This is a genomic window from Candidatus Neomarinimicrobiota bacterium (genome assembly GCA_016784545.1).
Lineage (GTDB): Bacteria > Fidelibacterota > UBA8477 > UBA8477 > JABMPR01 > JABMPR01.
This window is the reverse complement of record JADHUM010000037.1, coordinates 24,554-41,065: the sequence shown is the minus strand read 5'-3', so window position 1 is coordinate 41,065 and position 16,512 is coordinate 24,554. Positions and strand designations below refer to the sequence as shown.

The following is a 16,512-nucleotide window of genomic DNA, read 5'->3' as shown; positions in this document are numbered from 1 at the left end:
GCCGCTATAGCAACTTTTGCCTTGAAACTAGAACTGTGATTACGTCTTTTTCGCTTTGTCATGGTGTCCTCCTTCTGGACTTATATTAATCCGGAGTCTACACCTAAGCCACTGTCCAGTTTTTGGGGTCCACCTCTCATGCAATAAATAAAACAATATCAGCACCTTAGGTGCTAATTCATTTCATTTCATTTGATTTAAACATAATATGGGGTGAGGCCTAGTCATACAAGCACTAAAAACGTCACAAATATAACATTTCGCCTTGATTTGATCTCAATCACCCGCCAAGCATTTTCATCCCTACAAAAACATTTTAACTATATCCAAAACACACCCTAATATTCTAATGCAGGTATGAGATTTCGCCATGTTATTGTTAGCCTCTCAGGGATAATTATTATCCCATCACACACATAGTATAGCTCAGCGTAATAATTATATTGATCAAGGTTATTATTTAATTCACATGTTCCTTATTGTTACGAAAGTAAATCATTTGCCCCCAATCACACTCATATCAACTCAGCGCATTAATAAGTCCTATAGCAAGACACTCCTGTTTAAAGATCTATCTCTTAATATCCACTCTGGTGAACGCATTGGTTTGATCGGTCCCAATGGAGCCGGCAAATCCACCCTGTTAAAAATACTGGCAAATCTGGAGCAAATAGACCAGGGAGATATTTCCAGCAGCTCGGGCCTGCGAGTATCCTACTTGCCCCAGACCGACATCCTGGATGAGCAACTGTCTATCCGCGACATCATCTCCCAGCATTTCCCTGAACATCTCGCCCATTGGGAAATTCAGAAACAGCTCAAGGACATTCAGATTCAAATGCAGTTTTCAGACCTTGATAAACTCGCCGGCAGCTTATCCGGGGGATGGAAAAAACGGGTTGCTCTGGCGTGCATCCTGGCCCAGGATAATGATTTGGTGCTGCTGGACGAACCGACAAACCATCTGGATCTCCAGGGGATTCTCTGGCTGGAATCCTTTCTTCAAAATGCCCGGTTCACATTCATCATGATTAGCCATGATCGCTTCATTTTGGAAAATACCTGTAACCGTATCATGGATCTGGACCGACGGTACAAACAGGGCTATCTCAAAGTCGAGGGCAACTATTCTCGCTTCCTCCAGGATCAGGAAAAATATTTAAATGACCAACTCATGGAAGAAGCAGCCCTCTCCAACAAGGTTCGGCGGGAAATTGACTGGCTGCGTCACGGACCCAAAGCGCGGACCACCAAAGCTCAATATCGGATTGACAAAGCCTACGACATGATCGATGATCTCGCTGAATTAAAGGGTCGCAATAACCTTCAGACAGAAGCGGGACTAAAATTTGAAAGCGGGGACAGACGCTCGAAAAAACTGCTCCACGCCAGGGGGATCAGCAAAACCAGAGGGGGACAGCTCCTGTTTAAGGATTTTGATCTCTTTCTCTCTCCCCGCATGAAAATCGGCATTATGGGAGTCAATGGCAGTGGCAAGAGTAGTCTCATAGATGTGCTGAGAGGCGAGTTGAAGGCCGACACGGGAGAGGTTGAACGGACACAGGGTATTAATCTGGTTACACTGGATCAGGCCCGCCATCTCCCTGATGAGACCTTATCGCTGAAACAGGCTCTGGCCCCTGATGGGGAAATGGTCATATTCCATGGCAACCCCATGCATGTCAGCGCCTGGGCCCAGAAATTTCTATTCCAGAAAGAGCAGTTGGAACTTCCCATTTCCCAATTGTCCGGGGGAGAAAGAGCCAGGGTCTTACTGGCCAAGATTATGTTGGAGACATCTGAAATCCTCATTCTGGACGAACCAACCAATGATCTGGATATCCCCACGCTGGAGGTTTTGGAAGAAAGCCTGTTGGAATTTACTGGTGCCCTCTTGCTGATTACTCATGATCGCTATTTAATAGATCGGGTATGTGATGAGATTATCTATTTGGCTGGTGATGGAACCGTGAAGATCTTTGCCGATACCTATCAGTTGACAACTTATCAAAAGTCAATCCACATAGTGAATGAACCTGTTGAGGCTCGCAGACCCAGCAACAACAAACTCCAACGCCAGCAACTTAAAACTCTACGCAAACGTTTTAATAAAACTGAAAGAGATATTGGTAAGTGTGAACAAGCGATTGCAAAATTGGAAGCTGAACTTCATAACCCTGAGAATGCCTCTGATCCGGGTAAACTCTCAGAGCTCTCACAGAATATTGAAAAGCTTAACCATGAGATTGATACCCTTCTGGAAGTCTGGGAAAAAGTGAGCGACGAGATCACCGAGATAGAGAGTTAGTGAGTTTATGAGTTTGTATGTTTGTGAGTGATAGTCAGTTCGTCATCCCGAGCACTTCGACCAAACTCAGCATAGACTTCATCGAGGGACTTGGTCACCAAATACCAACCACTTAACGCTTTAACTTTGATAAATATACTACATCCACTGAAATTTAACACGTATTGGCTGATCAGTAGATAGACGCCCCTGGACTCCGCTCGTGGTGACGTATCCAAAATTAATTATGAGCGAGGCAGAGCAGTTTTCCGGCAGATTCGATCAAAAGGACAATAGCTACAGGCATGTTTCTCATCCCGTGTGGTCAGTGGGAAATGATTGTCCGCCAATGACTGCGCATAGCCAAGAGTTTCAGAGATGATGAGGTCGACTGTCCAGTCAGCTTCACCACCAATGGCCAGCCTGTCCCTGGATTTTGGCGATACGTTAGTCATCACGGGATGATCAGTATTTACATCCCCGATGTATCCCTTCAATCCAATTGCATTGTCCCTGAAGCCCTTGATCTGCTCGTAGGTCAAGACCACATCCTTGTCAGGATACTGTGCTTTGAGAACCAGATAGTAAAACAACATCTGACTGGTCCAGAGTTCTTTGCTTTCCTTAATATCAACTTTACCTGTTTTATAGTCCGTGGCCCATACATGTGCTTCGGAAACCAGGATGCGATCAATTTTTCCACGGAGTGAAAGTTTAATTGCTTCACCTTTGATTTCATAAGCTGGCCAGGAGAGGGCATCCTCCATATCTCCAAAGGCTTGCTCATGCAGTCCTGTATCACGGAAGGCAGGGAGCAAATCCAGTTCAATTTTCAAGAGGGCGGAAATCAGATTTTGTTCCACATCGTGAAAGTTTTTGAAGTATAGTTCACCCCATTTGTTATGGAGTAAATCTGCCTCCAGATCGATTTCTTTTTCAGCAAGAAGCGTGGTTGCAATCTCTTGAAGTTTTTCAAGGGCGGCAGAGAAATTTTCGGCGGCCAGTAAAAAGCCACCATCAAGCCCAAAGCGCTCCAACACCTGGTGAACCAGATTGCCCACTTCAATTTCTTCACGCTCTGCAATATTGGTCTCAGCCGTCTCCAGGCGAAGTTTACGACTATACCAGTATCGCTGAGGACATTTCACCAGTTCATCAAAAGCAGAAGCTGAGATATGATTAAATTCCCTTACTTCATGATCATACAGTTTCCCCTGCCACTCTTCTTTTCCCGGGGCCTGCTGTAGCTGATTGTGTCGAATGCTTCGGGGAGATGATGCTGCTGGAATAAGCTTCCTAGCAAGTTGCGTATATTGCTGATCGCGGGTTAAAACCTTGAGTTCCGGGTAATCCACCTTTTCTAAATATTGACAAAACGTACTTTCCTGGAGAGCTGCTCCATCAGAGTTATAACCAGGAACAGTAATGTGGAGATGATCGGGGGGAAAGTTCAGCCACTGTTTGAAGAGATAAAGGTTTAGAAACCACGGGTTCAGGGCGGCAGGTTTAAGATAGGGATTGATATTCACTGACAATGGAAACTGACCCTCAGTCAGTCCCATAACAAATAAATGGCCTGATTTCAAATTCAGCGTATCCAGAAGCGAAATGACATCGATACCAAAACCCTGGGAGGAGGAAGCCACTTCAACGCCCCTCAACCGCTCCCGCAATTCTCGATTCAAGTCACCCAGGCTCCCCTTTCTACTTAAATATCTGTCCCAATCATTGCGTAGCCCCAGAACGGCATTCTTTAATGATGTATATGCTTTTGAGGCGACTGTGCCTGGATCCAATCGATGAGCAAATTGAAAATCCTTGAGTACGTTAAGTAGCCAATCCGCTGCATCCACCAAACCCAGGGGTTGTCCGGTTTGCCAGGTGTCAGATAGAAATTGAAGCAGTGATTTCGCGGTTTCCTGAAGTTTGGGATGTGACACCATCTCAGGTAATTTCTCACTGACCTGAGTGACACCTAGTTTGCGCATTTCAATATCAAGTTTTAATCTGGCATACCCCTCTGCCCCACTGGGCAGCACTAAAGGATGGAGCCAGACAGACATGGCCAGATCCCAGGATATCTGTTGTCGGAGTCGACCCTGTATGAGGGTGAAGGCCAGTTGAGTAACCGGTCGCTCCATGACCGGCTCACGCTTGCTTAAGCGCACTGAAATTCCCTGTAAATCAAAGACCCGCTTGATAGCCGGGACATAGCGTTCCATGGAGGAGACAGCAATACGAATATCTGAGGGGGCGATGTGATTGGTGATCAATTCTCTGATTTGAGCGCCCACCAGGACTGCCTCTTCATAAATGGAAAAGCAGGAGGTGAAGCTGTGCAGTTTCTCCTGAGAGGGCATCTCTTCCTGGGACATCCACCTATCAATTGACATATCAAAACCTGCCACGGGCTGCCCGCCCTGGAGTGGATCAAAAAAGATGAGGTCATGATCATTAGACAGGTTTCTTAAGAAGTCGTAATCTGATGGAGAGGTGGAGTGAATTGAATTGACAATAATCTTACGGGGGGAAGGAAGATTGCTTATCTCTGATTTTTGCCCAGGTATCTGTATCGAGTGTTTTTTGCACCACTCTAAAAATTCTGAGAAGAGTGACTGCTTCCCCTCAACTACCGCTTCGCCCCCCGTAGCCTTATAGAAGGCTTCTGCCATGCGATTGATGACACCCCATTGCATTCGTTTACCAGAGAGTTGAGCAATGCCCAGGCGGGTCAGGTATGGTGTGAGTCGGCGACCGGCTGGTTCTGTCATTTTCCGAACATCACCCAGGGTCATTATTTGGAGTCGGGGATGGTTTAAGCCTGCTTTTGCCAGAGACTGGCCCAATACTTCGCCACTGTTTTTTGTTGGCTCTATGATGAGGATTTCTGATAAATCATCCTGTCGATTCAAAACGTCTATTAAATGGGGGTTCAAATCTTGGGCCCCTGGCATGACTGGCTGCAAGCCCTGGCCCTGCTCCCGGGTAGCCAGACCTGAAAAATATAAATCTTCCTCAAACTCTATGGGAATAAGCTTGTCAAAACGGTTGAAGTAAAGTTCTCCCCGAGCTTCAATTCCATACAAGTTTTTAATCATCCAAAGATAGGTCTGAATTTGATACCAATAGGCATGTTGCTTTAACTTCTCCAGCGTGGGTAAAACTTTATCAGTCTTATAGTCAAGCACAACCCACTCATCTCCGTTTTGATACAGCAAATCGACAATACCCGATACCTTAAACACATGAGTTTTGCTTTGCAGATATCCAAAGACTGGCAATTCTGGTAATCGGTTAACACCAGGAATCGATGCCAGCTCTCGTGAGAGAGCACTTTCACGGTATGTGTTGAGACATTCATTAAGGTCAGTGAGGAAGGGTCCTTGCGTATCTGGATCAATAACCCCTTCGTCCTCCAGAAACAGTTTGATTTCCAGTTCATGATTCTCGGGCTGATACCATTCCATTTCCATGGCTCTGTGGAGGAGGCGGCCAAATGTAAGGGCCGAGGTCTCCAGTCCTAAATCATCTCCGACCTGCCGTTCATCCGACCCGGCGTAATGACTCTGATCCATCCATGTCATTATGGTATGGGGAGAAATTTCGGAGTAAATCCGGGGCTGCATGATGGGGTCAATCGAGGTGATCGCTTGACCTGTTGACAGTGGTTTAGCTGCTTCAGCGTGGAGAATCTCTGACCCCAATGTGAGATCATAGACAAGCGCTTCATCTGATCTTTGTTGCCATTCCTTTTTTAAAGCGTGAGGATCGTTTAGAGCCAGTTCCTTATCTATATCCACATCAAATACAGGTTGAAGATACCGGCTCCAGCGTGAATTGGAGAAAGCTTTGGTTTCAGGTTTAATTTTTGCGACGAAACCTATGCCATACTTTGCACGGGTCACCGCGACATAGAATAATCGCTTGTCTTCAGCTTCCTCCTCGGCCTTTGTTTGCGCCTTTATGCGCTCATACATTCTGGTTTTGTGACTGGCGTGTTGGGAGTCCAGAGTTATTCCGACCTGCCAGTTAATTCCATCCCGGCCAATAAAGATTCCGCTGGTATTGCTGGGATTCGGGGACTCCATTCCCGGTAAAATGACAACTGGAAATTCCAGACCCTTGGCTTTGTGAATGGTGAGAATTTGAACTCTGGCCGCACCTGGCAACTCAGCTTGACTGGCGTCCCCATGTTGAATCTGATACTTCATGTATTCATGAATTTCACGCATACCCAGACCATCCAGAGAAAGCTGGTGAATCGTATCGATGATTCGATCCAGATTTGCTAACCTCAGGAGTCCCCCGGTTTCAGATATCCAGCTCAGTCTTCTCTCATCCTCAGATATGATTCTATCCATAAGCCGATCAAGGGGTTCGCGGGCACTGGCCTGTTGCCAGGCTCTGAGCGAATCACATATCTCAGGATTCAATTGCTGCAGTCCTTGCCAGACCCAACCCGATCCGCTGGATGCTCCTGTAACATCCTTCAAGCGCTGGATATCGGCATCCTTCATCACAAAAAAGGGGCTGCGTAAAACACCTATCAAGGCCAGGTCATCCAGGGGGTTGACCAGCACACTGATCAAATGGTAAATGTCATAGCTCTCTTGTTGTTTGAATAATCCCTTACTCGAGAGCACCTCAAAAGCTATCCCCCTCGAAGTAAATATTCTGATGTATTCCAGGATGGGCGTAAAGGCTCTGAGCAGAATTCCAATGGAGGGTCCCCGTTTTGGTTCCAGTCCATGATCTGCAATCCAGTTGAGCCACTCATGGGTCATATCTGCTGTCTTGATTATATCAACCGGGTACCCTCTCGAGGCCTCATCATCCAGTACCACATGGATTGAACAGCGTGATATATCGGCCTTATGATTAGCTTTTAATATGCTTTTCGCTGCACTAGTCTTACGAAACACCGTTTCATATAATTCAGTTTTTCCGCGGTCTTTTTCTCCTGGAAAGGCTGAACTGATAAGCGGATTCACGACTGAGGAAACATAACTTTGAGAGGAGCGATAGGTTTCATCCGCTGTGAGGCACCATCCGCCACCGCCAGCGAAAATATTACGAACTCGGTTCATCACCTGTACATCAGCCTGGGTAAATCTGTAGATAGACTGCTTGGTGTCACCTACTATAAACAACCCATGATTACGGAGTATTCCCTGACCGGCTTCAGCAATGAGCCTTACAATATCCCAGCGGACATCGTTGGTATCCTGAAACTCATCAAAAAGAATATGCTGGTAACGCTGTCCATAAATGGCAGCGACTTCTTTGTTTTCCAGCACCTCGCGAGTTCTTAGCATAACTTCATTAAAGCTGAGAATTCCCTCACGGCGCAGGCGCTGATTGAGTTCCTCAAGATATCCCATAAAGAATTTTGCCAGATGATGATTAACCAGGCAGGCATTAACATCCCACCTGCTGGGTATATCCTGCATCAAGGTATCATATGGAACCAGAAGCTCAGCTTTGTCTTTGAATGCTCTCAATCGAGATCTTAATTCATCCCGAAAATCCTCAGGCCAGACAGACGACAATACTGAAGGATTTTTTAAATAATTACTTCTATTCTGAGTTAGGGCAATACGGCGGGTGAATTCAAACAACTCCAACCCGTAGCGATAATCATCTTCAATTGGACTTTTTAAAAAACTCAAAAGATCCCGCAATGAAAGGTACTGTGGATTGGTGGTATCCAGTATCTCCTCTTCAGGGGGAAGTCTATCAACCAATTGAATCAAGGCAGCTTCAATCTCATCCAGCACATCAGGGAGTGGGTTTCTCTTTATAAATTCGGATTGGAGTTGATCAGCTGGCGTGCTGCTCTGGTGTTTCAACCAATTTGTCAACAGCTGAGCATGCGATTGGAATTGCTTGATATATTCACTGATGTGCCATACTGAGAGGTGTTCAAGTAGAATTTGCAAATCCGGGTCATTGCTGCGACTCCGCTCCCCCAGATATTTTTCCCAGGTCTCAAGCTCCATCCGCTGAGTGTCGGCTTCATCCTGGATCCTAAATTCTGGATCAATTTCCAGTCGCTCTGCTTGTTCACGCAGGATTTGTGCACAAAACGAATCTATTGTTGAAATGGCATTCTTCGAAAATGTGGAGCGAAAATGCATTTTGGTCTTTTGTGAAGCTGATCGCAAATAGGAACCAAATCCCGCATCGACATTTTCCAGAGGCTCATCATTAAGCAGTTTATTCAAGTCCTCATATATCCGGCCAGCCATTTCGGCCGCTGCCTTACGAGTAAAAGTTATCACCAGGATATTTGAGGCATCTTTTGGGGAGTGAACTGAATCGTCTTGCGACTTCGCAAATTCATTCATAATGGCTGAATAACGTTTAGAGAGCAGCCATGTTTTTCCGGCTCCAGCACAAGCTTCAATAAAAACGTTTTTATCGAGATCAAATACTTTACTTAAATCAATACTCATACTGTTTTAATTTTGGATAGATGCATCTGCATTAAACACAAATACGTATTGTAAGCTGTGGTTTGATAAAGTATAGCGGTCAGGGTGTTTGATCAATAATCGCAAGGAGCCTTTGTGAGAAGTCTGGTTTCAAATCCTCCAGATATTTTGCCACACCCGGCATGGCGCATATTCTGTGGACAGCCTCCTCCAATGCTAATATCTCTCCTTCTTCAAGATCACCTGCATCAGCTTCATCACACTGGGATTCAAAGCCCTGGAAGGCTGCAGTCACCATTAGAGTCATACGCACTTCTTCATCAGGACTGCTCGCCTCTATTCCTTTGGCCAACTTCGCCCATAGCAAAGGTTGATCCATAAAACCCTGCATAAAGTCTTCGGCTTTATCGCTACTAGACTTTTCCTTGGTTCCCCGCATCAATTTTGTATTATTGTATATTTTGTAAGCAAGAATTATAAATAAAATAATTGTGACGACTGCTGCAGATATGTCAATTATGGTCATGCTTTCCTCTCAAGCAGTTAAATTTATGCACATGCTCGGCTTTAAGTTTTAACAAAGAATTAACACAATAAAACTTAAAACTGTTGGACTAGCTGGTAAACAGGTCCAGTATGTTTCCGAGAGAACTTGTCTCAGATTTATATATCTCAGTATACTTGCAATTCACGCAGGTAACTGTTGTAAATTTTTTATTCTGGACATCAAATATTTTGGAAAGTCCGCCACCAGTCGCTGCGAACTGCCCTGTTTCATATTCATTGTTTTTACATTTTGGACATTGCCAGTTACTATGCTGCATGAAGTCATCCCTATTATTCTTCCTTTTGAGGAATCTAACAATCCAAAAAAACTACCACCTCAAAATTGTCAGAAGTGGATGAATGTAGTTAATTGAACTCCAATCTACAATACTCATGCTTCATCAGGCGAGGCACATATTTTCAGGCCTTAGAAGGCTTGAATTGAACCAGTATTGCTCCCAGAGCGGCAATGGCCATTCCGATTCCCTCCTGAGTAGAAATCCTTTCACCCAGAAAAAACCAGGCAAGAAAGGCAATTTGAATCAGCATGGTTCCATTAATGATACTGGATTCCATGGCAGATATGGAGCGGAGTGTGTGATTCCAGAGCGTAAATGCAAATGCCGTATTCACCACTGCCAACCAGATGAGATAGAGCCAATTCCGGAAGTCAATTATGGGGATTCCTGAGTACAGAAAACCGGAGAACAATAATATGATTGAGCCAACGCCCATACTGATAAATGTGATGACTACAGGACTGATATCCTTCTGTCTGTTAATATCGCGTCCCAGAATACCTGCTCCCGAATTAGCCAGGACCCCAAATGTCATCACCAGCAAACCCAACCCTTGATTCCCTTCAAAAGAGATGGGGAAAAAGTAAAAAATGATTCCAATTATAAATATACCAGTACCCAGCCATTGCAGGCGACTGGGAATTTCATTGATAAACAGGATGCCCATAATTGCCACGACAATTGGAGTAAAATTTAACATCAAGCTTACACTCACAGCAGGGAGCAGGGACAAACCTAAAAACTGCGTGCCTTGCGTCAGGGTGTAAAATACAAATCCAAGCAGGATTAACTTGCTCCACTGCTTTGAAGAAAGACCCCTGATTTCATCGGTATATTGTTTTTTAAAGATAAAGGGTAAAAAGCACAGGAAGGCCAGGAAATATCTCAAACCAGCGTAGGTGATGGGAGGTATGTCTGCCAGTCCCCATTTGATAATGATAAACGAAGTCGACCATAAAAAAGTAACGAGGAGTGCCTGGAGAATGGCAAAAATATGTGGTTGCTGTTTAGCATTCATCTCAAGTGCTGTTCCGTTCATGTTCTAATTGGTTTACTCTTTAACTCCCAGAAACTGAGGCGTTACGCAAATATTTTTAAATCTACAGATGTGGCTAACAAAACTCCAATCCCATAAGCCACCAAAGGGTCAAAAATCACTCCCAACAAATAGTTGTTGAAATACTGAGACAAGCAAGCGCGAGTTCCATAATTACAATTTAAAACGACTTTGCGAGCCTCTTGTAACAAGTCAGGGAATCAAAGCATTTTGACAGAAAGTTACATGATGGGGAGTGAAAAAGTAAAGGTTGTTCCTGCCTTTGGCTTTGAGGTGAAGTGAACATCCCCTCCCAATATATTTTCTCCAAACAGTTTCATGGAGAAGGTGCCCAGCCCTCTGCCTGACTGACCTTTGGTGCTGAAATTTCGCTGAAATACTCTCAGGCGGACATCCTCAGGAATGACTTGATTATTATGAACATTGATGCTCACTCTATTGGTCTCAAGCGCATGTGAAACATGTACGGAATCACCTTCGTCTGATGCTTCCAGTGCATTAGTAATCATATTCGCAATTACTCTCTCCATAAGCGATACATCCGTTGTGATAATAAAATCTTCAAAATCTTCAGCATAAACGAGGTGCTTATTTTTGCTAGCCGGATGTTGAAGGAAAAGGGTCATCATGTCTTCCCGAATCTGACCAAGCGAAGTATTTTGTTGCACTAGATTATTGTAATCTGCACCACTCTCCAGCAAAAATCTCTGAATTTCAACGGCCTTCTGCAATCGCAGGGAAGAACGACGGACAATATCAACCATGGGGGATTTGTTCTCATCACGAGCTAAAATTTCACTGGCTCCAACCAGACCAGATAGCATGTTGTTGATATCGTGGAAAAAGGTTCTTTCAAGCGCAGCTCTTTGCTGTTCGAGAGTAATATCTCTCAGAAAAAGCATGATATATCGAGTGTTTTGAATAACTGCTGGGTGGGACCGAACCTTCAGAACAAGATCAACATCGCTCCCGTGATTATTTGCTTTTAAGGCACAAATCTCCTCAGTAGGCTCGTTGCTCTCCAAACTACTCACAATAGCCTTAGCTGCGCCACAGGTCGAACAATATTTAGTCGTCCCACATCCTGCAGGGGCACCACTGGCATGAATACAATCCAGAGCGTTACCCGGACGTAAACCCAGAGCTACTATTGGATCCTTCACACCCAACATTTTCAGAAAGGAATCATTGATAGAAATAATCTGACGTTGCTCATTTAGAACGGCCAGCAACCCGCCAACCGTTTCCATCAATCCCTCAATGAAGAGGCTTTCTGATATTATGGAATGCTGTTGGTGCAGTTGTTCTTCAGTCGCTTTTTCCGCGGGTGCAAAATAACTATCCATTTGATGCATCCTCCCCGAAGGTTTTAACTGTATCTCATAATATGCACATTGGCATGTTTTAAATTAACATGAAAAAAATGACCATCATCAAATTGATTTAGCGTTTTTTAAGCTTTCAAGGACCTCTTCAATCGAGGGAGTCACTTTTTCATCCTTATATTGTGCAATCCTGTCGTAGATATCCCTCGCTGAGAGGTGAAATCCAGATGGTTGCCCTGCACGCTGGAGGGTGGCTGCAATTTCTTCCATCTCACCTGAAAACCTCCACGCTTTTAATGTCACCCCAGTGATTCGATTGATAGTGCGCTGGGCAAAATCTGATCCATTCCTGGACCATTGTTTTTCTAATTCTGATCGAATGCCCAGTTCATCTGCCGTCGCCATAATTGAGCACAATAGAGCAGTGGTTCCTTTGGTATATCCAGCAAAGCACATTTTGATGGCCGAAGCCTTCCCTACCTCAGTCCCCATAACATTCGTCTCCAGGGGTCCTCCTTGAAAACAGGCTGCCACTTCAGCAGCTTTGGCCCCGGCCAAATGAAGCCAGGTGCTTTCAGGCTCCCAGGCTGGACCGCCGATGATCCCCCCATCAACAAAATCAATATCTCTTGAACTCATCAAGTGATGAATGGATTTAGCCTTTTCTGGAGAGATGGCATTTACATCAGCGTAGATACCTCTAAATGAATATTCAAGTACTTGACTGGCAACATTCTGGGCAGCGTGAGGGGGGCAAACTGAGACAATAACATCAGTTGTTTCACAAAGGTCCTTTAATGATTTCGATTCATTCAGATTGTGTTCAGCAGCTCGAGCCGTTGTTTCATCGCTGCGCCCTGCAGAAACCCAAAATGCCTGATGCCCTGTCGCCTGAGCTGAAGCGGCCAGTGAGATACCCATAGCACCTGGATGCAAAAATCCAATGTTCATGTTAATTCGCCCTTTTCGCTATTGGCTAAATCCCCAGCGTATCCTCGCCTGGGATTTTTTCCACGGTGGGTTGTTCCAGTTCCATCTCAGGATTTTCAACCAGATTTTTCAATAATTCCAAGGCCTTGATACTATAGAAACCATCATTAATTCGTTCATCGAAACTGTATTTGATGGTCATCATGTCTTTCACGGCGGGACGACCACGATCATCGAGGGCCATGCGAGGCTCGTTTGTCCCCAGAGCCATAAAGATGGGGATGTCACCCCACTCATACAGGTGATGATAGGCTGGCTGAAGACCAATACTTCCCAGATTGGCGATGAACAGACTAGCATACAATTCATCGCCTTTAATCATAAATCCCGGTAGTAACCCAAAATGATTGAGTGTTTTCAGCAACCAGGTAAAAAAACTAACCATGAACATTGGAAACATGAATACCAGATCCATCTCCTTATCCGAAACTGATCTTGCACCTTCACGACCCTTTTTGATGCCACCCTGAATATTTCGAACTGTTTCTTCAAAGGACCAGTCAGGATTAATTTTCTTTTTGACGACAACGATGGGCGCTTCATCATTCATCTCTTTTTTCATAGAGAAGCTGACCCAAATCCCGTCACGCTGAAAAATGCGCCGACCAGCTACAAATCGATTCAAACCAGGTCGCTCCTTAAAAACCTGAGCGGACCTCCAGATAATGAGATGTAAGATACTGGCCTTTAGTCCCGTTTCTTTTTGAAAATCCTCCACATACTTCCAGGCTTTTTCCACTTCAATGTGCTGTTCATAGTAAACTGTCGATTCAGTTCTGCCATGCATGAGAAATGGCATTATCCTCCGCGTGTTGGGCAGGTTCTTCACAAATTTTCCATCAGGTCTCCAGCGAAAAGGCATAGCTATTCTCCCTCTAATATTCAAGTATGTAACTGAACTGCATGGCACGCTCCAACGAACGCTCCCGAGCGCCAACATTCCGCCATGTATAGGCAATGCTGGATGAATTATTCAGAGCAAACTGGAACCCCATATTCCAGGTGATCCCTATGTCTTTTAAAAAGACGTGGTCAAATTCTATAGTAGTCAGGAGTCGTCGGGTGATTTGCTGCTCAACTCCAAAAAAGAAATAAGTGTCATCATTTCCATCATAGGTGGCCGACTTATCATGATAAGCGAAAAGGTCCGTCGTGGCGATACCCCCACTCACTCGCCCTCGACCCAGATGCAATTTTTTGAAGCGCTCATATTTATATGAGGCGACCATATAGGCATTGCGGGGTGGACTCCAGCGGTTTTCAACTATTTCAACAGAGTTGGTATCAGTCGTCACTGTCCAATTCCTGCTATTGCTTTCAGCACCAATTGCCAGAGAGGGAAGTAGCTTCCCTTTTTGCTCCCAGAATCGAAATTTGGTGCTCACAAAGGGCAGCTCAAATCCAAAGTTATCCATGTTGTGTCCGAGAAACTGATTGACCTGAATTTCTGCCCCAAACTCCCAGCGATTCCACAGGCTTACTGCACTGGCAACTCTGAGGTTACCCTGGGCATCATTCTGGATATCCAAGCCGATAAATCGATTTTCTATCACATCAGCAGTAGGGATATCTATGAGTCGGCGAATCCGGATGGGATATGCCTTGGGAAGCAAATGGAATTCTCCTGCAACCTCACCAGAACGATAATCGGAGCCCGTCAATCGTCTGGCACCAATGTAACGTCTCATCCAGTAGTCCGTATCCAGAGGAACTTCTGTGACCCCAGCACTGGTGCTGGCGTGAATCATCTTGTCGCTCTTGGTATAGACCCCGACATGACTGACACCCTTTCCCAGCGTATCAAAAAATATTAAATCTCCATATTGAAGTTCATCCCTGGAGACTTCATCACCTACTGTGTATTGCATGCTGGAAGTTCTTGGAATGATAATCCCCTGATCACGGTAAACACCTGATGTTAACCCTGAGCAATCCACACCACGACCTGGCTCGGTGCCTCCCCATTTGTAGGGAGTACCCATATATTTGTCAAATGACTTATCCATTTTACTCTTATTCAAGTCATCATAGACACCCACTTTTTGCGAACTACAGGCATTTAGCAGGATAGCAAAGATGACCATACTCAGAGGTAAATATTTACGTCCCATGAACGCTCCCATTTGTTCTCAAGTCAGAATTATGCCCAAAATATAGTTGCTAAAGAGATGCACGCAACTATGCGTTCTGTACATAATTTTTTCATTGGAGTCTTGCGACTTAATAATCCCAATCCGGATGGGGATTAGGAAGACAGAGCACTTCATCCAAATCGTTCAGCAGCGATTCTGGACTACTTAGCCTGCCAGTGGCTGCTAAACCCGTAGCCGGCCTGACGCCCAGCCACATGCGAGTGAATGTGCCAATATCGGTGACCAGCGTCGGGAGCGATTTATCTAATCCCTTGCTAAGGTGAGATGTGGGTCCAAGTTCGACTGTATACTCACCGGCACATCCTCGCCAAGTCATTTCCGAGTCTATGAGCTCTTCAAGCGGGTCACTGAGATCAAGATTAAAGCGCAGGGATCTGGAATTTAATTGTGTGGCTTCAATGCATGTTTCCAGATTGCAGATTCTTGTCTGCCAGTAAGCAGTGGCTCGATTGATGTGCTCAAAGCCTGATTTCTCGGTGACAATTCTTGATCGGAAAGGATTTTTAATCAAATCCTGAAGCTGTATCCCTCCAGGTTCTCTCATTTTGACCAGTCGAATTTGATCCCCCAGGGACTTAATCAATGCCATCAATTCGATAAATTGGTCCATGGTCTGAAATGCCATCATATGAATATCCATAGGACCGTGCTCACCCTTACTGCTAGCCCAGAAGAAGTGAGTCAATTCCCCCTTTGTGCCATCTGAATAACCCAGGCCAAAACCCTTTTTTATCCATGCCAATTCGGCTTCAATTAGATTTTCCTGGGTTATCGTGACCCCCCCATGCTGGGTTTTCCGGTTTTGAAGTGCGTGATGAATTTGCTTCCAATCCTCCCCTTTTAGACGCTGAGGAGGACGAAAACTTTTTTCTATAGTAATGTCAGCTGGATCAAAACTCATCCAGTGTACATAACTGCCACTACCGTATCCCAGTTGATCGTAAAACCCTTGTTCAAAAATTCCCAGGGTTGAGACGGCTGCGCCTGCTTCAGCCTCCTCAGCAATGAGTTGGGCAGTCAACTTTTTTGCCAGACCTTGTTTGCGTGCAATTCTGCTTGTTGTAACTGACGAGACTACTGATAGGGGTAAGTCTTTTTTCAAGAATCTCATTTTGCCAGGATTGGCTGTAACCAGACATTCAGCGCTCCCATTCAGGTCAGCAACCAGAGCTCTTCCCTTACCCAGAAAGGCTTCAAGTAATTTTTCTTCAGAGATGTCTTCAATCCATTGTACTTCACGCCAGATTCTTTTGGCTGCTTCAATGTCTTTGTTATGATCATATTTTCTAAATGTATACATCGAGGGAATTCCCTATAAATTTAAAGATTCGTTGCTGTTCATCTGCATAATCAGTCTGTCTGACGGTATGCAAAAATATAGTAGTAAAGCGGGGGTGTGCAATATGCCGTTTTTGGGGATA

General features: G+C 44.8%; 10 protein-coding genes. 1 reads left to right on the top strand and 9 read right to left on the bottom strand.

The features are described 5' to 3' along the window. The first annotated feature begins 499 nt into the window (after positions 1–499). Positions 500–2,308: an ABC-F family ATP-binding cassette domain-containing protein gene (locus ISR87_09700; GenBank protein ID MBL7025720.1), complete on the top strand. Its 1,809-nt coding sequence runs from the start codon at positions 500–502 to the stop codon at positions 2,306–2,308. Between the two features lie 224 nt (positions 2,309–2,532). On the opposite strand, the gene ISR87_09695 is transcribed toward ISR87_09700, so the two are convergent. The 9 genes from ISR87_09695 to ISR87_09655 form a co-directional block, all read right to left on the bottom strand. Then, positions 2,533–8,742, bottom strand: coding sequence for a UvrD-helicase domain-containing protein (locus tag ISR87_09695; GenBank protein MBL7025719.1), 6,210 nt, complete (start codon positions 8,740–8,742; stop codon positions 2,533–2,535). A gap of 79 nt (positions 8,743–8,821) precedes the next feature. Further along, positions 8,822–9,247 (bottom strand): hypothetical protein, encoded by a 426-nt coding sequence (locus ISR87_09690; protein MBL7025718.1) that lies wholly within the window; start codon positions 9,245–9,247, stop codon positions 8,822–8,824. An 88-nt stretch (positions 9,248–9,335) separates the two neighbouring features. Next, positions 9,336–9,545, bottom strand: coding sequence for a zinc ribbon domain-containing protein (locus ISR87_09685; GenBank protein MBL7025717.1), 210 nt, complete (start codon positions 9,543–9,545; stop codon positions 9,336–9,338). 142 nt (positions 9,546–9,687) lie between these two features. Further along, positions 9,688–10,605 carry a DMT family transporter gene (locus ISR87_09680; GenBank protein MBL7025716.1) on the bottom strand — a complete coding sequence of 306 codons (918 nt, stop codon included), beginning with the start codon at positions 10,603–10,605 and terminating at the stop codon, positions 9,688–9,690. Positions 10,606–10,844: 239 nt separating this feature from the next. After that, positions 10,845–11,969 (bottom strand): sensor histidine kinase, encoded by a 1,125-nt coding sequence (locus ISR87_09675; protein ID MBL7025715.1) that lies wholly within the window; start codon positions 11,967–11,969, stop codon positions 10,845–10,847. 87 nt (positions 11,970–12,056) lie between these two features. Beyond that, positions 12,057–12,899, bottom strand: a complete 843-nt coding sequence (locus ISR87_09670) for an NAD(P)-dependent oxidoreductase (protein ID MBL7025714.1) — start codon at positions 12,897–12,899, stop codon at positions 12,057–12,059. A gap of 25 nt (positions 12,900–12,924) precedes the next feature. Further along, positions 12,925–13,800, bottom strand: a complete 876-nt coding sequence (locus ISR87_09665) for a 2-oxo acid dehydrogenase subunit E2 (GenBank protein ID MBL7025713.1) — start codon at positions 13,798–13,800, stop codon at positions 12,925–12,927. Positions 13,801–13,813: 13 nt separating this feature from the next. Then, complete coding sequence (locus ISR87_09660; GenBank protein MBL7025712.1) at positions 13,814–15,049, bottom strand: C40 family peptidase; 1,236 nt, start codon at positions 15,047–15,049, stop codon at positions 13,814–13,816. A gap of 109 nt (positions 15,050–15,158) precedes the next feature. Then, entirely contained in the window at positions 15,159–16,391 is a 1,233-nt protein-coding gene (locus tag ISR87_09655) for a GNAT family N-acetyltransferase (GenBank protein ID MBL7025711.1), read from the bottom strand. Positions 16,392–16,512: the final 121 nt, after the last annotated feature.